The sequence below is a fragment of the Serratia liquefaciens genome (genome assembly GCF_027594825.1).
GTDB classification, from domain to species: Bacteria; Pseudomonadota; Gammaproteobacteria; order Enterobacterales; family Enterobacteriaceae; genus Serratia; species Serratia liquefaciens_A.
The window spans coordinates 4,265,970-4,282,981 of the sequence record NZ_CP088930.1 but is presented as its reverse complement, the minus strand read 5'-3'; the positions used below and the strand labels follow the sequence as shown (position 1 = coordinate 4,282,981).

Genomic DNA, 17,012 nt, shown 5'->3' with positions numbered 1-17,012 from the left:
ACCTTAGTACATCCCTGCGATATGACTTAGCTAATCAACCGTTATTGTGGCTTAAATACAAGGGTCGAATTCTTAAAGTGCTGATAAACGGCATCGCTCGGCGGTTTCGGGATCTTCGCCTGATTCGCAGCAGCTACAGCCGCCTGGCACAGAGCGGGATCGCCACCCACCGATGTCACGTTAATCAAAAAGCCATCAGGCCCCAGTTTGATGCGTAGGTTGCAAGTCTTACCGGCGAACGAACTGGCATCATAAAACTTATTCTGAATCGCTGTGCGAATCTGCCCCGCATACCCCTCAATATCAGCACCACTGGCCCCCGCGGCCTTGGCATTGCCCTGACCGGCCGGTTTGCCGTCACCCTTAGCTTTAGCCCCACCGCCTTTCGGCGCGTTTTTACCGTCCGCCAGGTCGCCAAACAGATCATTGACGTCCGAAGACTGAGCTGCAGCTGCGGCAGCGGCTTTCTTCTTGGCGTCTGCCGCTTTCTTGGCAGCAGCTTTCTCAGCGGCCGCTTTTTCGGCAGCGGCGGCTTTTTTCTCCGCTTCTGCGGCTGCTTTCTTCTCGGCATCAGCAGCGGCTTTTTTCTCCGCTTCTGCTGCAGCTTTCTTCTCTGCTTCAGCTGCGGCCTTTTTCTCTGCGGCTTCGGCAGCAGCGGCTTTCTTCGCTTCTTCCGCCTGTTTCTTGGCGGCAGCGGCGGCGGCGGCTTCTTTCTTGGCTTCAGACTCTGCTTTCTTCTGCGCGTCGGCCTGCGCTTTAGCGACTTTATCTGCCTCGGCCTTCGCCTTGGCGGCGGCCGCTTCCGCTACTTTCTGTTGTTCTTTGGCTTTCGCCGCGGCGTTCTCGGCCGCTTTTTGCTGTTCAGCAGCCTGCTTTTGTTGCTCCGCCGCCTGTTTCTGTTGCTCTGCGGCCTGCTTCTGCTGTTCAGCCTGTTCTTTCGCGTCCTGTGCCGCTTTTTCCTGCGCAGACAAACGCTCTTTCTCCAGCTCTTTCAGGCGCTGCTGTTCCGCCGCCTGCTTCTGCTGAAGCTCTTCGGCTTGTTGTTCCGCTTTTTTCTGGCGCTGCTTTTCAGCACGCTGCGCGTCGTTACTCTGCTGTTGCTGGCGGTTGTACTGCTCCACCACTGCCCCGGGATCGACCATCACTGCACCGACGACCGAACCGTCGCCGCCACCGCCGGCACTGTTCATGTCGACGTTTTCTTGCAGCGATCCCCAAATCAGCAGGGCAATCAATACAAAGTGCAGAACGACCGAAACAATAACGGCGCGGTTCAGCTTATCGTTTTGCTCAGTTGCCTTTACCAAAATAGATTCCCAAAAACTGGTGTTGCTTATACGGGGTTCCTGCACCGCAGCACAGGAACCGGGTTGCCACTGACCTCAGGGTCAGATTGGCTGGGTCATTAGCCCCACGGAAGCCACGCCCGCCTGATGGAGAATATTCAGTGCCTTGATAATCTCATCGTACGGTACTTCCTTCGCCCCACCGATCAAAAAGACCGTTTTCGGGTTAGCCGCTAAACGCGACTTGGCTTCGGCGGCAACCTGTTCCGGTGGCAGCAGCTCCATGCGGTTATGATCCACCACCAGGGTGTATTGACCCACGCCTGAAACCTCAAGGATCACCGGCGGGTTATCATCGCTGGACACCGTTTTGGAATCGGTCGCGTCCGGCAGATCAACCTCAACGCTCTGCGTGATAATCGGCGCCGTTGCCATAAAGATCAACAACAGCACCAGCAACACGTCGAGCAACGGAACGATGTTAATTTCGGACTTCAGCTCGCGCCGATTACGTCCACGAACTCTCGCCATGCTACCTCCTACTTATTTGCTGTCGCTGGAGAAGGCCTGACGATGCAGAATAGCGGTGAACTCTTCCATAAAGTTGTCGTAATTCTGCTCAAGCTTGTTGACGCGCTGGTTGAGGCGGTTATAGGCCATAACGGCCGGAATAGCGGCGAACAAACCGATGGCGGTTGCGATCAGTGCTTCGGCGATACCCGGTGCTACCATTTGCAGCGTGGCCTGCTTCACCGCGCCCAGTGCGATAAAGGCATGCATAATCCCCCACACGGTGCCGAACAGACCGATATACGGACTGATCGAACCCACGGTGCCAAGGAAAGGAATGTGGTTTTCCAGCGTTTCCAGCTCGCGGTTCATCGAGATGCGCATGGCGCGTGACGCCCCTTCGATCACCGATTCCGGCGCATGGTTGTTAGCGCGGTGCAAACGAGCGAACTCTTTGAAACCAGAGTGGAAAATTTGCTCTGAGCCGGTCAGGCTATCGCGACGCGCCTGGCTTTCCTGATACAGACGGGAAAGCTCAATACCGGACCAGAATTTGTCTTCAAAGGCTTCGGCGTCACGCGTGGCCGCATTCAGGATGCGGGTACGCTGGATGATGATCGCCCAAGAGGCCACTGAGAAGCATATCAAAATCAACATGATAAGCTTAACCAGCAAACTCGCCTTCAAGAATAAATCTAGGATGTTCATGTCAGTCACTGCTTAAACTCCGCGACAATAGACTTAGGAAGCGCTATCGGCTTCATTTGGTGTGGATCAATGCATGCAATCAACACATCGGCCTGACTCAAAAGAGTCCCGTCAGAATTGACAATGCGTTGGGCAAACGTGAGAGAGGCCCCGCGCATTGAGGTGATTTCACTCTGCACTTCCAGCTGTTCGTCGAGACGAGCCGGAGCCAGGTAATCCACCGTCATGCGCCGAACCACGAAAGCGACATGTTCACTGAGCAGCTGCTGTTGATGAAAGTTGTGATGACGCAGCATCTCGGTGCGCGCTCTTTCAAAAAAGGCGACATAGCGGGCGTGATAGACCACACCACTGGCATCGGTATCCTCGTAGTAAACGCGAACCGGCCATCGAAACAACGTATTACTCACTCTACTTCCCAGCAATGCAATTTAACGGTGCTACTATACGCAAGACGGATCGGGTTGGGAATGGGTTACAAGAGGGGAACGAAAATAATTATGGGCCGGAAGGGCCCATAACGCGGGGATATAGAAGAGATTATAAAGAAACGTAAAGTAATCCTGCGGCGAGGATCACAATTGCCGGAAGTGGCGCAAAAAAAGCGCGCCATAACGTCCGCTGCGGTTTGAAACCAACGCCGTGAACTACCCCGGCGCAAACGGCCCAAATCAGCAACAGCCCTTCCCAAATCTCCAGCGAGCTGGTCTTCGCCGCAAAGCGGGTCGGATCCCAGAAAATACAGCCCGCCAAAATCAACGCCAGCACCAGTGAAAGGGCCCGGACCGGGCCCTTGTCAGTCATGGCGTACAGCTTGTCAGTTAATGACGAACTCATCACTTACCGTCTTGCTGTGCTTTAGAATCTTCGTGGTGCTCAAGCGCCAGCGCCGTGATGATACCGAAGGCACAGGCAAGAAGCGTTCCGAGAATCCAGGCAAAATACCACATGGTTTAGCTCCCTATCCTTAATACAGCGAATGCTTGTTGTTCTCGACAAAGTTCTTGTCGAGACGGCCGAACATTTTGTAGTACGACCAGCTGGTGTACCCCAGAACGATAGGCACGAAGATCGCCGCGACAACGGTCATCACTTCCAGCGTCAACAGACTGGAGGTGGCATCCCACATGGTCAGACTGATGTTAGGCACGGTGCTTGACGGCATCACGAACGGGAACATGGTCACACCGGCAGTCAGGATCACGCAGGCAATGGTCAGTGACGAAGTCACGAATGCCAGCGCGTCTTTCGACATGCGAGAGAACAGCACCGTAAACAGCGGCAGCACCACGCCCAGAGCAGGCAGTGCCCACAGCAGCGGATACTTGTTGAAGTTGATCAACCAGGCACCGGCCTGATGAGCCACTTCTTTACGCATCGGGTTAGACTCCGCCATGGTATCCAGCGCCGAGGTAATGACATAACCATCGATGCCTTTCACCAGCCAAATGCCACCTAACAGGAAGAACACCGCCATCACCAGCGTGGAGATCTGCGCCGCAGCACGGGCACGCAGGTGGATCTCACCGCTAGTACGCATCTGCAGGTAGGTCGCACCCTGGGTCACCAGCATGGTCAGGCTGACCACGCCCGCCAACAGGCCAAACGGATTCAGCAGTTGGAAGAAGTTGCCGGTGTAGAACAGACGCATGTATTCGTCCATGTGGAACGGCACGCCCTGCAGCAGGTTGCCGAACGCCACGCCGAACACTACCGCCGGCACGAAGCTGCCGATGAAGATGCCCCAGTCCCACATGTTGCGCCAGCGGCTGCTCTCCAGCTTCGAGCGGTAGTCAAAACCGACCGGGCGGAAGAACAAGGCGGACAGCACCAGGATCATGGCGACGTAGAAACCGGAGAACGCCGCCGCATAGACCATTGGCCAGGCGGCAAACAGCGCACCACCGGCGGTGATCAGCCACACCTGGTTACCGTCCCAGTGCGGCGCGATGGAGTTGATCATCACCCGGCGCTCGGTATCGGTTTTACCGATAATGCGCACCAGAATGCCGACCCCCATGTCGAAACCGTCGGTGACGGCGAAACCGATCAGCAGTACGCCAATCAGGATCCACCAGATAAATCGCAGTACTTCATAATCAAACATACGTGGACTCCTGTTTAGCGCGCTTCCTGCACGGCGGCAGTCGGTTGTTCAAAGTGGTAGCGGCCAGTTTTCAGGCTGCTTGGACCCAGGCGTGCAAATTTGAACATCAGGTACATTTCAGCCACCAGGAACAGGGTGTACAAGCCGCAAATCAGCCCCATCGAGAACAGAATGTCACCCGCAGTCAGCGAAGAGTTGGCGACCGCCGTTGGCAGCACCTCACCAATCGCCCAAGGTTGACGACCGTATTCAGCCACAAACCAGCCGGCTTCGATGGCAATCCACGGCAGCGGCAGGCCATACAGCGCCGCGCGGTGCAGCCACTTTCTCTGGCCAATGCGGCCACGAAGCACGCTCCAGAATGACAGGCCGATAATCAGCAACATCAGCACGCCACAGGCCACCATGATGCGGAAGGCGAAGTACAGCGGCGCTACGCGTGGAATAGAGTCTTTGGTTGCCTGCTGGATCTGCGTTTCCGTCGCGTCGGTGACGTTCTGGGTATAACGCTTCAGCAGCAAACCATAGCCCAAGTCTTGCTTGGCTTTATTGAACTCGGCGCGAACCGCCGGATCGGTATTGCCGCTGCGCAGCTCTTCCAGCAATTGGTAGGCTTTCATCCCGTTGCGGATACGCACTTCATGCTGCGCCATCAGATCTTTCAGGCCGGTGACCTGTGTATCTGTTGAGCGGGTGGCAATCAGGCCGAGCGCATAAGGAATTTGGATCGCGTAGGAGTTTTCCATTTTATCCTGATTCGGAATACCGAACAGGGTAAAGGAAGCCGGAGCCGGTTGAGTGTCCCACTCGGCTTCGATGGCGGCCAGTTTGGTTTTCTGCACGTCACCCATTTCGTAGCCGGATTCATCACCCAGAACGATAACGGACAGCACGGCAGCCATACCGAAGCTGGCAGCAATGGCGAAGGAGCGTTTGGCAAAGGCGATATCACGGCCTTTCAACAGGTAGTAAGAGCTGATACCCAGTACGAACATCGCACCACAGGTGTAGCCGGCCGCCACGGTGTGAACGAACTTCACCTGCGCAACAGGGTTAAGCACCAGTTCGGAGAAGCTGAGCATCTCCATACGCATGGTTTCGAAGTTGAAGTCCGAGGCGATAGGGTTCTGCATCCAGCCGTTGGCTACCAGGATCCACAGCGCGGAGAAGTTTGAGCCCAGTGCCACAAGCCAGGTTACGGCCATGTGCTGCACCTTGCCCAGACGATCCCAGCCGAAGAAGAACAGGCCGACCAGCGTCGATTCAAGGAAGAACGCCATCAGACCTTCGATGGCCAGAGGGGCCCCGAAAATATCACCGACGTAGTGTGAGAAATATGACCAGTTGGTCCCGAACTGGAACTCCATGGTCAAACCGGTGGCCACACCCAGAGCAAAGTTAATTGCAAATAACTTGCCCCAGAATTTGGTCATATCTTTATAGATTTGCTTGCCTGACAGTACATATACCGTTTCCATAATTGCCAGCAAAAACGCCATGCCTAGCGTTAATGGGACAAATAAGAAGTGGTACATCGCCGTTAAAGCAAACTGTAAGCGCGACAGTTCGACAATATCAAACATCTTGACTCCTTGCTCCTCGCAGGAAGACTCCGACATGCGGTTATCGATATGACTTCGGGTGAAGCTACCGGTAACGCCCCGCAGTGAATGCCCTTAAAAACAACAAAAATTTGATCCAGCTTCTCCGCTTTCAACCATGCATTCGACGCGGGCCGCACTGGCCAGTGCACTAAACACACCACTGAAAACCGACAACGGGTAACAAATGCAACAAGATCAACCATCCATATTCACCATGGATGATACTCGCCCAATCCCACACAATAAATAGGTTTTTACGTGATATGGGTTAGACTTTTGGTTACAGGTCAAATTTTAGCCCAAAGAGGTACTCAGCCGTAATTTGATCTGGAACAATTTAAGCCTATCTGAATTTTATTTCCAGATTCAGCTCACAATTTCTCATAATTATCTTGTGGTTATGTTACATAATGGTTTCGTAGTCTATGTAGGTACTTTTTGTGTTAAATAGATGTGATATTTAATGGTTATCTGTATTTAAATGAAGTCTTGAGTGTGAATGATGTTAACGCTTATTAACCTGCCAATAGGACAAGCTTAGCTTATTTTTTTACTCTGATAATTGTAGGCAATAAAAAGAATAATTATCGATAAAGCCGCGCTTAAATACCCCTGCCCCATCCCCTTTTCCACTTAATTGACGCCGTTAATCCCCACCGCCACCACACTGATGCCCGGCAGCCCCTCCAGCAGGCAAAAAAAAACAGGGCCAGACGCTTGGTCTGACCCTGCTTGGATACGGACTACCGCAGGTTAAATTAGCGGTTCAGAACTGCTTTCACAGCTTCGCCGATATCGGCCAGGCTGCGCACGGTTTTAACCCCTGCCGCTTCCAGCGCTGCGAATTTCTCGTCTGCAGTGCCTTTGCCGCCGGCAATAATGGCACCGGCATGGCCCATACGCTTACCTTTAGGCGCGGTAACGCCCGCGATGTAGCCCACGACGGGTTTGGTCACGTGTTCTTTGATGTAAGCCGCAGCTTCTTCTTCTGCGCTGCCGCCGATCTCACCGATCATGACGATCGCTTCAGTTTGCGGATCTTCCTGGAACAATTTCAGGATATCGATGAAGTTGGAGCCTGGGATCGGGTCACCGCCGATGCCCACACAGGTAGACTGGCCCAGACCGGTATCGGTGGTTTGCTTCACCGCTTCGTAGGTCAGGGTGCCGGAGCGGGATACGATGCCCACTTTGCCTGGCAGGTGGATGTGGCCTGGCATGATGCCGATTTTGCACTCGCCCGGGGTGATAACGCCTGGGCAGTTCGGACCAATCATGCGCACGCCGGCTTCATCCAGCTTCACCTTGACGGTCAGCATATCCAGCGTCGGGATGCCTTCGGTAATGGTGATGATCAGTTTGATGCCTGCATCGATAGCTTCCAGAATGGAGTCTTTGCAGAACGGTGCCGGTACGTAGATCACAGACGCCGTGGCGCCGGTCGCTTCAACCGCTTCACGCACGGTGTTGAACACCGGCAGGCCCAGGTGCTGAGTGCCGCCTTTGCCCGGCGTCACGCCACCGACCATTTTGGTGCCGTAAGCGATAGCTTGTTCGGAGTGGAAGGTCCCCTGGCTACCGGTGAAACCCTGACAGATAACTTTGGTGTTCTTATCGATTAAAATGGACATTATTTACCCTCCACTGCCGCAACAACTTGCTGAGCCGCATCAGTCAGGCTGGTCGCAGCAATGATATTCAGACCGCTGTCCGCCAGTTTCTTGGCGCCCAGTTCGGCGTTATTCCCTTCCAGACGCACCACCACCGGGACGTTAACGCCCACTTCGGCTACTGCGCCAATGATACCGTCAGCGATCAGGTCGCAGCGCACGATACCACCGAAAATGTTAACCAATACCGCTTTCACCTTGTCGTCGGACAGGATGATTTTGAAGGCTTCGGTCACGCGCTCTTTGGTTGCACCACCGCCTACGTCGAGGAAGTTGGCTGGCTCACCGCCGTGCAGTTTAACGATGTCCATGGTCCCCATCGCCAGGCCTGCGCCGTTAACCATGCAGCCGATGTTGCCGTCGAGAGCAACGTAGTTCAGCTCCCACTGTGCCGCACGGGATTCACGCTCGTCTTCTTGCGACAGGTCACGCATTTCACGCAGCTCAGGTTGACGGAACAGTGCGTTACCGTCAGCGCCCAGTTTGCCGTCCAGACAGATCAGATCGCCCTGCTTGGTCACCACCAGCGGGTTAATCTCAACCATCGCCAGGTCACGCTCCAGGAACAGGGTCGCCAGGCCCATGAAGATCTTGGCGAATTGGCCAACCTGCTTACCGGTCAGGCCCAGTTTGAAGGCCAGTTCACGGCCCTGGTAAGGCTGCGGGCCTGCCAGTGGGTCGATGGTCATTTTGTGGATCAGCTCCGGCGTTTCTTCCGCAACTTTCTCAATCTCAACGCCACCCTCGGTGGATGCCATGAACACCACGCGACGGCTTGCACGGTCAACTACCGCACCCAGGTACAGTTCTTTATCGATGTCGGTTGCGGCTTCTACCAAGATCTGGTGAACCGGCTGGCCCAGCGCGTCAGTCTGGTAGGTCACCAGACGCTTGCCCAGCCAGGCTTCAGCGAAAGCACGGATGTCTTCTTTGCTGTTAACGACTTTAACGCCGCCAGCTTTACCGCGGCCGCCAGCATGAACCTGACATTTAACCACCCACGGGCCGGAGCCGATTTTGGATGCGGCTTCTTCCGCTTCACGCGGTGTGGTACAGGCGTAACCGGTTGGTGCCGGCATGCCATACCGAGCAAACAGCTGTTTTGCCTGATATTCGTGTAAATTCATGATGTTCTATCCATTCAGTTCTGAAGGTTTTAGCCGAGTCATTTTGGCGGAAAACCGCATGACTTTCGTCGGCCACATAGCACAGAGTGTGGGCGCGGCGTACCGCGCCCATCAGGGTTATACGTCCAGCAGCAGACGAGCCGGATCTTCCAGCATCTCTTTAACCGTCACCAGGTAACCGACGGATTCTTTACCGTCGATCAGGCGGTGATCGTAAGACAGTGCCAGATACATCATTGGCTGGATCACAACCTGGCCTTTAACCGCCATTGGGCGATCTTTAATGGCGTGCATGCCCAGGATGGCGCTCTGCGGTGGGTTGATGATCGGGGTAGACATCAGTGAACCGAATACGCCGCCGTTGGTAATGGTGAAGTTACCGCCGGTCAGCTCTTCCACAGTCAGTTTGCCATCACGGCCCTTGACTGCCAGCTCTTTGATTTTCTTCTCGATGTCCGCCATGCTCATGGTGTCTACGTCGCGCAGAACTGGGGTCACCAGGCCACGTGGGGTAGATACCGCAATGCTGATATCGAAGTAGTTGTGGTAGACCACGTCGGTGCCGTCGATGGAAGCGTTCACTTCCGGGAAGCGCTTCAGGGCTTCAACCACCGCCTTGATGTAGAAGGACATGAAGCCCAGACGTACACCGTGACGTTTTTCGAAAGCTTCACCGTACTGCTTGCGCAGGTCCATGATCGGCTGCATGTTGATTTCGTTGAAGGTGGTCAGCATCGCAGTGCTGTTCTTCGCTTCCAACAGGCGCTCTGCCACGCGTTTGCGCAGGCGGGTCATCGGCACGCGTTTTTCGCTGCGGCTGCTCAGAGCAGGCTGCGGTGCGGCTTCGACGGCGGCTGGTTTGTCGGCTTTTTTGCCGTTAGCCAGGTGCGCCTCCACGTCTTCACGGGTGATACGGCCACCCACGCCGCTGCCTTTGATGGCGGCAGCATCGAGATCGTGTTCGGCGATCAGGCGGCGGATCGCCGGGCTGAGCGCGTCATTGCTCTCTTCTTCCAGGCTGGCAGTCGCGCGCTGTGCAGGCGTGGCTTCTTTCTCCTGGCTCTTCTCAGCGGTCGGCTTGCCGGAGCTGTCGCCCGGGCGGATGCGGCCTAGCAGCTGGCGAGAAAGCACGGTTGCTCCCTCTTCCTCCACGATCGCATCGAGGATCCCGGCTTCACTTGCCGGAACTTCCAGAACCACTTTGTCAGTTTCGATTTCAACCAGAACTTCGTCACGCTGGACGCTGTCACCTGGTTTCTTGTGCCAGGTGGCTACGGTCGCATCCGCAACCGATTCAGGAAGGTCAGGTACCAGAATATCTACGCTACTCATTTAGCTTTCCCTTAATCTTTAACAATATTCAGCGCGTCATTAACCAGAGCCTGTTGCTGCTTCTGGTGTACGGACATATAACCGACTGCCGGTGAGGCAGAGGCTGGACGTCCGGCGTAACGTAAAGAAGCCCCGAACGGCACCACTTCACGGAAGTTGTGTTGGCTGCAGTACCAGGCACCCTGGTTCAGCGGCTCTTCCTGACACCAGACGAAATCATGCACGTGAGCATACTTCTCCAGCACCGCCTGAACGGCCTGATGCGGGAACGGGTACAGCTGCTCGATGCGGATGATAGCCACGTCTTTCTGGTCGTTCTTGCGGCGTTGTTCCAACAGATCGTAATAGACCTTACCGGAGCACATGACCACGCGTTTGACCGCTTTCGGATCCAGCTCGTCGATCTCACCGATCGCCGGCAGGAAGGTGCCGTTAGCCAGCTCATCCAGGGATGAAGTCGCCAGCGGATGACGCAGCAGAGATTTCGGCGACATCACCACCAACGGACGACGCATACCGCGCAGCGCCTGACGACGCAGCATATGGTAAACCTGCGCCGGGGTGGACGGGATGCACACCTGCATGTTCTGCTCAGCACACAGCTGCAGGTAACGTTCCAGACGCGCAGAGGAGTGCTCTGGGCCCTGGCCTTCGTAACCGTGCGGCAGCAGCATCACCAGGCCGCACATACGACCCCATTTCTGCTCGCCGGAGCTGATGAACTGGTCGATCACCACCTGAGCGCCGTTGGCGAAGTCACCGAACTGCGCTTCCCAAATGGTCAGGGTGCGCGGTTCTGCAGTGGCATAACCATATTCGAACGCCAATACGGCTTCTTCTGACAGCACGGAGTCCCAAACTTTGAACTCGCCCTGCCCGCTGTGAACATTGGCCAGCGGAACGTAGACCGAACCGTTTTTCTGGTTATGCACCACGGCGTGACGGTGGAAGAAGGTACCGCGGCCGGCGTCTTCACCGGAAAGGCGAATAGGGATGCCTTCATCGACCATGGTGGCGTAGGCCAGCGTTTCCGCCGCGCCCCAGTCGAACGCTTTATTGCCTGCCGCCATCTCTGCGCGGTCTGCGTAGATTTTCGCTACGCGTGACTGCATTTCGATCGCTTCCGGCACGGTGCTGATGCGACGGGCCAGTTCCTGCAGGCGCTTCATCTCAACCTTGCTTGGGTACTCTTCATCCCATTCGTGGTTAAGGTACGGCGACCAGGTAAAGCTATGCAGATTCATCGGACGCCACTCTTCAACCACGCAATCGCCGCGGTCGAGTGCATCACGATACAGGTTGACCATTTCCGTGGCATCTTCCAGGCTGGCGACTTTCTGTTCGGTCAGCACGTCAGCATAAAGCTTGCGCGGCGTCGGGTGTTTTTTGATCTTCTGGTACATCACCGGCTGGGTTGCACTTGGCTCGTCGGCCTCGTTATGCCCATGGCGACGGTAGCAGACCAGATCGATCATCACGTCACGTTTGAAGGTGTTACGGAAATCCAACGCCAGGCGGGTCACAAAGGCCACCGCTTCCGGATCGTCAGCATTCACGTGGAAGATCGGCGACTGCACCATCTTGGCGATGTCAGTACAGTATTCGGTAGAACGCGCATCCAGCGGGTTGGAAGTGGTGAAACCAACCTGGTTGTTGATCACGATACGCACCGTGCCGCCCACTTCGTAGCCACGAGCCTGCGACATGTTCAGGGTTTCCTGAACCACGCCCTGGCCGGTAATGGCGGCGTCACCGTGGATGGTGATTGGCAGTACCATATTGCTGCGCGCTTCGTCCAGACGGTCACGGCGGGCACGAACTGACCCCATGACTACCGGGCTGACGATCTCCAGGTGCGACGGGTTAAACGCCAGCGCCAGGTGAACCATGCCGCCTTCGGTTTCTACGTCAGAGGAGAAGCCCTGGTGATATTTCACGTCACCGGTGCCGAGGTGCTCTTTATGCTTGCCGGCAAACTCGTCGAACAGGTCGGCAGGTTTTTTACCCAGTACGTTGATCAACACGTTCAGACGGCCGCGGTGGGCCATGCCCAATACCACTTCGCGCGTGCCGTTCTTGCCGGCGTGACGCACCATCTCTTTGAGCATCGGTACCAGCGCATCGCCACCTTCCAGCGAGAAGCGTTTCGCCCCTGGGAATTTGGCGCCGAGGTAACGCTCCAGACCTTCCGCTGCGGTCAGTTCGTTCAGGAAGCGGCGTTTCTCGTCATCGGTAAAGCTGGCGTGCCCCACCACCGATTCAATACGCTGCTGGATCCAGCGTTTCTCTTCAGTGTTGGTAATGTGCATGTATTCCGCACCGATCGAACCACAATAGGTCTGCTTCAGCGCGGCATACAGGTCGCCCAGCTTCATGGTTTCTTTGCCGATAGCGAAAGAACCCACGTTGAAGGTTTCCTGGAAGTCGGCTTCGGTCAGGTTGTGATAGGCGGGTTCAAGGTCAGGAACTTGCTCACGCTGCCACAGACCGAGCGGATCGAGGTTGGCATGCTGATGTCCGCGGAAACGGAAGGCGTTAATCAGCTGCAGTACCTTGACCTGCTTGGCATCGGTGTCTGGATCGTTGATGGTGGTGTTGTAACGCGCGGAGTCTTTCGCCAGGCGGCGGAAGTAGTCACGCGTTTGAGAGTGAAGCTGATCGGGTTTTACACCCGCGGTTGGTAGCTGTTGAAAAATGGAACGCCAGCTATCTTCAACGGAGCCCGGATCGGTTAAGAAGTCTTCATAGAGCTGTTCTATGTAAGACTGGTTCGCGCCCGCCAGATAGGAGGAATCCAGCCAGGCCTTCATTGCGCCGTTCTGCATCATGATCCCTTAAGCTTTGAAGCTTTAGTTTTCGCCGTGGTTAACATAATTACCGTGATGGATACGGTTTGCCGTAGAAACGGTTCACTCGACGTACTTTTACGGTACGTTCTGCTATGGACCTTGCGGTCCCTTACAAGGAACCTCTAAAAACCGGCGGGCGAACCTGGCTGCATAGTGCCGCAGCCACGGGTCAGTTTTTAGAGGCTCCCTCCTTTGTGATGTGCGCCGGAAACTGCCCGGCGCAGCATCTCGTCCCACTTATGCGCCGCGTTGCAGCAGCATAGACTTGATATGACCGATAGCACGCGTCGGGTTCAAGCCTTTAGGACATACACTGACACAATTCATAATGCTATGGCAGCGGAAAACACTGAAAGCGTCGTCTAGATCGTCTAAACGTTCTTCCGTTTCCGTGTCACGGCTGTCAATCAGGAAGCGGTATGCCGCCAGCAGGCCAGCCGGGCCAATGAATTTGTCCGGGTTCCACCAGAATGATGGGCAAGAGGTCGAACAACAAGCGCATAAAATGCACTCATAAAGTCCGTCCAGCTTGGCACGTTGCTCCGGCGATTGCAGGTGCTCACGCGCCGGCGGGTTCTTGCCGTCGTTCTGCAGGTAAGGTTTGATCTTTTCATACTGGGTGTAGAACTGACCCATATCCACCACCAGATCGCGCACTACCGGCAAACCAGGCAGCGGGCGGATCACAATCTTGTTGTTGCCTTTACGCAGCGACGAGATCGGGGTGATACAAGCCAGGCCGTTTTTGCCGTTCATGTTGATCCCGTCGGAACCACACACGCCTTCGCGGCAGGAACGACGAAACGACAGGCTGGGATCTTTTTCTTTCAGCAGGATCAAGGCATCCAGCAACATCATGTCGCGACCTTCTTCCGCTTCCAGGCTGTAGTCCTGCATATGCGGAGCGTCATCAACATCCGGATTGTAGCGATAAATTGAAAATTCGAGTTTCATCAATCGATCTCCGCAATTAGTAAGAACGCACTTTCGGCGGGAATGCCGGGCGCAGCTTCGGTTGCATGTTCACTTCACGACGCGTCATGCTTTCCGATTGCGGCTGATACAGCGAGTGACACAGCCAGTTGGCGTCATCACGTTCCGGGAAGTCGAAGCGGCTGTGTGCGCCACGGCTTTCGGTACGGAAGTTGGCCGACACGGCGGTGGAAAACGCGGTCTCCATCAGGTTATCCAGCTCCAGGCATTCGATGCGCTGGGTGTTGAACTCGCTGGAGGTATCGTCCAGACGTGCGTTCTTCAGACGTTCACGGATCACTTTCAGCTCTTCCAGGCCTTTCGCCATCGCATCGCCTTCGCGGAATACCGAGAAGTTGTGCTGCATGCAGGCTTGAAGCGCCTTACGGATTTCGACCGGATCTTCACCGGAACGGGTGTTGTTCCAGCGGTTCAGACGATCCAGCGACGCCTCTACATCAGAATCGCTGGCATCACGGCTTTCGCCCTGCTCCGCCAGAGACTCATGCAGATGCATGCCGGCGGCACGACCGAACACCACCAGGTCCAGCAACGAGTTGCCGCCCAGACGGTTGGCGCCGTGCACCGATACGCAGGCAATTTCGCCCACGGCGAACAGGCCCGGGATCACCACGTCTTCGCCTTTTTCGTTCACGGTCAGCGCCTGGCCAGTCACTTTGGTCGGAATACCGCCCATCATGTAGTGGCAGGTTGGGATAACCGGAATCGGCTCTTTCACCGGGTCGACGTGCGCGAAGGTGCGCGACAGTTCCAGAATGCCCGGCAGACGGGATTCCAGCACTTCTTTGCCCAGGTGATCCAGCTTCAGCTTGACGTGTGGGCCCCATGGACCGTCACAGCCGCGGCCTTCGCGGATTTCAATCATGATAGAACGGGCTACGACATCACGGCCCGCCAGGTCTTTGGCGTTCGGCGCATAGCGCTCCATGAAACGCTCGCCGTGTTTGTTCAGCAGATAACCACCTTCGCCACGGCAACCTTCGGTCACCAATACCCCGGCGCCGGCGATGCCGGTCGGGTGGAACTGCCACATTTCCATGTCCTGCACCGGCACGCCGGCGCGCAGCGCCATACCGACACCGTCGCCGGTGTTGATGTGGGCGTTGGTGGTGGACTGGTAAATACGGCCTGCACCGCCGGTCGCCAGCACGGTGGCCTTGGCTTTGAAGTAAACCACTTCACCGGTTTCGATGCAGATAGCCGTGGTGCCGACCACTGCGCCATCCTGGTTTTTCACCAGATCCAGCGCATACCACTCGGAGAAGATAGTGGTGTGATTTTTCAGATTCTGTTGGTACAGGGTGTGCAACAACGCGTGACCGGTACGGTCAGCTGCCGCCGCGGTGCGTGCCGCCTGTGCGCCACCGAAGTTCAGTGACTGGCCGCCGAACGGACGCTGATAAATGCGGCCTTCGTCCGTACGCGAGAACGGCAGGCCCATATGCTCCAGCTCCAGAACCGCTTCCGGGCCGGTTTTACACATATATTCAATGGCGTCCTGGTCACCGATATAATCGGAACCCTTCACCGTGTCATACATATGCCATTCCCAGTTATCATCGTGGTTGTTACCCAGGGCTACGGTGATGCCACCCTGTGCAGACACGGTGTGGGAACGGGTCGGGAATACTTTGGACAGCAGGGCACAGCTGGAGCCTGCTTGAGAAATTTGCAGTGCCGCGCGCATACCTGCGCCGCCTGCACCGATAACTACAGCATCAAATTCTCTGATCGGCAGTTTCATCTTATGCACCCCACACTACGATTGTTCCGTACAGTAAATAGACCAGCAACACGACAACAATCGCCAGTTGCAACACCAGACGTACCGCCAAAGGCTTGACGTAATCCGTCAAGACCTGCCACAAACCGACCCAGGCGTGAACCAGAATCGACAGCAGCGTCAGCAGGGTGAACACTTTCGTAATAGAGGTGGCGAAAAAGCCGCGCCAGATTTCGTAGGTGAGATCCGGAGCCGTAACGAAGAAGCCCAGGATATACAGAACATACAGGGTGATGACGATAGCGGAAGCACGCAGTAACAACCAGTCGTGTACGCCGTTGCGTCCTAATGCAGAAACATTGTTTACCATACGAGGACTCCAGCCAGAACTGACAGCACGACGGTCAGACCGATCGCCACCTGGGCAGAACGGGTACCGGCAGCTAAACTCTCTTCGATATAGCCAAAATCCATTAACAAGTGGCGAATACCACCGCAAATGTGATAGGCCAGCGCCGTGAGGATGCCCCAGAATATGAATTTGACAACGAAGCTATTCATGATGGCGGCAGCCTGCATGAACCCCTCTTGGGAAGAGAGAGACAGGCCCAGCAGCCAGAGGAGGATACCCACGGCAACGAAGGTAATTACGCCAGAGACTCGGTGTAAGATGGACGCTATCGCAGTTACGGGAAACCGGATCGTTTGCAGATCCAGGTTGACAGGTCTTTGTTTTTTCACGTTTTTGCCCACACAGCTCTTATTATTTTCCTTCCTCCGGCCTGGGCGGGGATCAGACAGCGTTAAGAGCCAAAACCCTCACACGTCACGCGCTCAAACAACAACATCCTCTGTGCTTAAACGGCGCGTAGTTATAACGCTGGGTGCTCCTACTTCAGGGTATCCCGGAGACCTGGCGGCAGTATAGGAGGATCACATTCTGATTACAATTCCCATACAATCCCTTTGGTAACATTTCCCCCGAACAGTGATTTAGATCACGAATTTCACAATTGGCACAAAATTAATTATCTGATTTGACAAGAGATCAACAATTCCATTACATATAGGGGCACAAACGGTCCTATGATGCGCTATAGGTC

General features: G+C 55.4%; 16 protein-coding genes. All 16 read right to left on the bottom strand.

Annotation, left to right across the window (positions count from 1 at the left end; genetic code table 11):
• Window positions 1-41: 41 nt before the first annotated feature.
• A complete protein-coding gene (tolA, locus tag LQ945_RS19655; RefSeq protein ID WP_182823502.1) occupies window positions 42-1,307 on the bottom strand; it encodes a cell envelope integrity protein TolA in 1,266 nt (421 codons plus the stop codon).
• Window positions 1,308-1,388: 81 nt separating this feature from the next.
• On the bottom strand, window positions 1,389-1,817 hold the full coding sequence (tolR, locus tag LQ945_RS19650) for a colicin uptake protein TolR (RefSeq protein WP_020825683.1): 429 nt from the start codon (window positions 1,815-1,817) through the stop codon (window positions 1,389-1,391).
• 12 nt (window positions 1,818-1,829) lie between these two features.
• The gene (gene tolQ, locus LQ945_RS19645) at window positions 1,830-2,513 is read right to left on the bottom strand and encodes a Tol-Pal system protein TolQ (RefSeq protein WP_039992358.1); all 684 of its coding nucleotides are present in this window, start codon (window positions 2,511-2,513) and stop codon (window positions 1,830-1,832) included.
• On the bottom strand, window positions 2,510-2,914 hold the full coding sequence (ybgC, locus tag LQ945_RS19640) for a tol-pal system-associated acyl-CoA thioesterase (RefSeq protein ID WP_020825682.1): 405 nt from the start codon (window positions 2,912-2,914) through the stop codon (window positions 2,510-2,512). The genes tolQ and ybgC overlap by 4 nt, the downstream gene beginning before the upstream one ends.
• 130 nt (window positions 2,915-3,044) lie before the next feature.
• Window positions 3,045-3,341 carry a cyd operon protein YbgE gene (gene ybgE / locus LQ945_RS19635; protein ID WP_020825681.1) on the bottom strand — a complete coding sequence of 99 codons (297 nt, stop codon included), beginning with the start codon at window positions 3,339-3,341 and terminating at the stop codon, window positions 3,045-3,047.
• A complete protein-coding gene (gene cydX / locus LQ945_RS19630) occupies window positions 3,341-3,454 on the bottom strand; it encodes a cytochrome bd-I oxidase subunit CydX (protein ID WP_004949761.1) in 114 nt (37 codons plus the stop codon). The genes ybgE and cydX overlap by 1 nt, the downstream gene beginning before the upstream one ends.
• 17 nt (window positions 3,455-3,471) lie before the next feature.
• Entirely contained in the window at window positions 3,472-4,611 is a 1,140-nt protein-coding gene (cydB, locus tag LQ945_RS19625) for a cytochrome d ubiquinol oxidase subunit II (protein ID WP_269934387.1), read from the bottom strand.
• Window positions 4,612-4,625: 14 nt separating this feature from the next.
• A complete protein-coding gene (gene cydA / locus LQ945_RS19620; protein ID WP_044548917.1) occupies window positions 4,626-6,194 on the bottom strand; it encodes a cytochrome ubiquinol oxidase subunit I in 1,569 nt (522 codons plus the stop codon).
• A 779-nt stretch (window positions 6,195-6,973) separates the two neighbouring features.
• A complete protein-coding gene (gene sucD, locus LQ945_RS19615) occupies window positions 6,974-7,846 on the bottom strand; it encodes a succinate--CoA ligase subunit alpha (RefSeq protein ID WP_020825678.1) in 873 nt (290 codons plus the stop codon).
• Complete coding sequence (sucC, locus tag LQ945_RS19610) at window positions 7,846-9,012, bottom strand: ADP-forming succinate--CoA ligase subunit beta (protein ID WP_020825677.1); 1,167 nt, start codon at window positions 9,010-9,012, stop codon at window positions 7,846-7,848. Before sucC ends, sucD begins: the two co-directional genes overlap by 1 nt.
• A 117-nt stretch (window positions 9,013-9,129) precedes the next feature.
• Window positions 9,130-10,344: a 2-oxoglutarate dehydrogenase complex dihydrolipoyllysine-residue succinyltransferase gene (gene odhB, locus LQ945_RS19605; protein WP_044548916.1), complete on the bottom strand. Its 1,215-nt coding sequence runs from the start codon at window positions 10,342-10,344 to the stop codon at window positions 9,130-9,132.
• Window positions 10,345-10,355: 11 nt separating this feature from the next.
• Complete coding sequence (gene sucA, locus LQ945_RS19600; RefSeq protein WP_044548914.1) at window positions 10,356-13,169, bottom strand: 2-oxoglutarate dehydrogenase E1 component; 2,814 nt, start codon at window positions 13,167-13,169, stop codon at window positions 10,356-10,358.
• Window positions 13,170-13,430: 261 nt separating this feature from the next.
• Window positions 13,431-14,147, bottom strand: a complete 717-nt coding sequence (locus tag LQ945_RS19595; protein ID WP_020825674.1) for a succinate dehydrogenase iron-sulfur subunit — start codon at window positions 14,145-14,147, stop codon at window positions 13,431-13,433.
• A 16-nt stretch (window positions 14,148-14,163) separates the two neighbouring features.
• Entirely contained in the window at window positions 14,164-15,930 is a 1,767-nt protein-coding gene (gene sdhA, locus LQ945_RS19590) for a succinate dehydrogenase flavoprotein subunit (RefSeq protein WP_020825673.1), read from the bottom strand.
• A 1-nt stretch (window position 15,931) separates the two neighbouring features.
• Window positions 15,932-16,279 (bottom strand): succinate dehydrogenase membrane anchor subunit, encoded by a 348-nt coding sequence (sdhD, locus tag LQ945_RS19585; RefSeq protein WP_020825672.1) that lies wholly within the window; start codon window positions 16,277-16,279, stop codon window positions 15,932-15,934.
• Window positions 16,273-16,662, bottom strand: coding sequence for a succinate dehydrogenase cytochrome b556 subunit (sdhC, locus tag LQ945_RS19580; RefSeq protein ID WP_020825671.1), 390 nt, complete (start codon window positions 16,660-16,662; stop codon window positions 16,273-16,275). The genes sdhD and sdhC overlap by 7 nt, the downstream gene beginning before the upstream one ends.
• Between the last annotated feature and the right edge of the window lie 350 nt (window positions 16,663-17,012).

Excerpts from the sequence above, each read along its gene's own strand:
- sdhA (WP_020825673.1), bottom strand. The coding sequence starts at position 15,930 with ATGAAACTGCCGATCAGAGAATTTGATGCTGTAGTTATCGGTGCAGGC.
- ybgE (WP_020825681.1), bottom strand. The coding sequence starts at position 3,341 with ATGAGTTCGTCATTAACTGACAAGCTGTACGCCATGACTGACAAGGGC.
- tolR (WP_020825683.1), bottom strand. The coding sequence starts at position 1,817 with ATGGCGAGAGTTCGTGGACGTAATCGGCGCGAGCTGAAGTCCGAAATT.
- LQ945_RS19595 (WP_020825674.1), bottom strand. The coding sequence starts at position 14,147 with ATGAAACTCGAATTTTCAATTTATCGCTACAATCCGGATGTTGATGAC.
- sucC (WP_020825677.1), bottom strand. The coding sequence starts at position 9,012 with ATGAATTTACACGAATATCAGGCAAAACAGCTGTTTGCTCGGTATGGC.
- cydA (WP_044548917.1), bottom strand. The coding sequence starts at position 6,194 with ATGTTTGATATTGTCGAACTGTCGCGCTTACAGTTTGCTTTAACGGCG.
- cydX (WP_004949761.1), bottom strand. The coding sequence starts at position 3,454 with ATGTGGTATTTTGCCTGGATTCTCGGAACGCTTCTTGCCTGTGCCTTC.
- sdhD (WP_020825672.1), bottom strand. The coding sequence starts at position 16,279 with ATGGTAAACAATGTTTCTGCATTAGGACGCAACGGCGTACACGACTGG.
- sucD (WP_020825678.1), bottom strand. The coding sequence starts at position 7,846 with ATGTCCATTTTAATCGATAAGAACACCAAAGTTATCTGTCAGGGTTTC.
- sucA (WP_044548914.1), bottom strand. The coding sequence starts at position 13,169 with ATGCAGAACGGCGCAATGAAGGCCTGGCTGGATTCCTCCTATCTGGCG.
- odhB (WP_044548916.1), bottom strand. The coding sequence starts at position 10,344 with ATGAGTAGCGTAGATATTCTGGTACCTGACCTTCCTGAATCGGTTGCG.
- cydB (WP_269934387.1), bottom strand. The coding sequence starts at position 4,611 with ATGTTTGATTATGAAGTACTGCGATTTATCTGGTGGATCCTGATTGGC.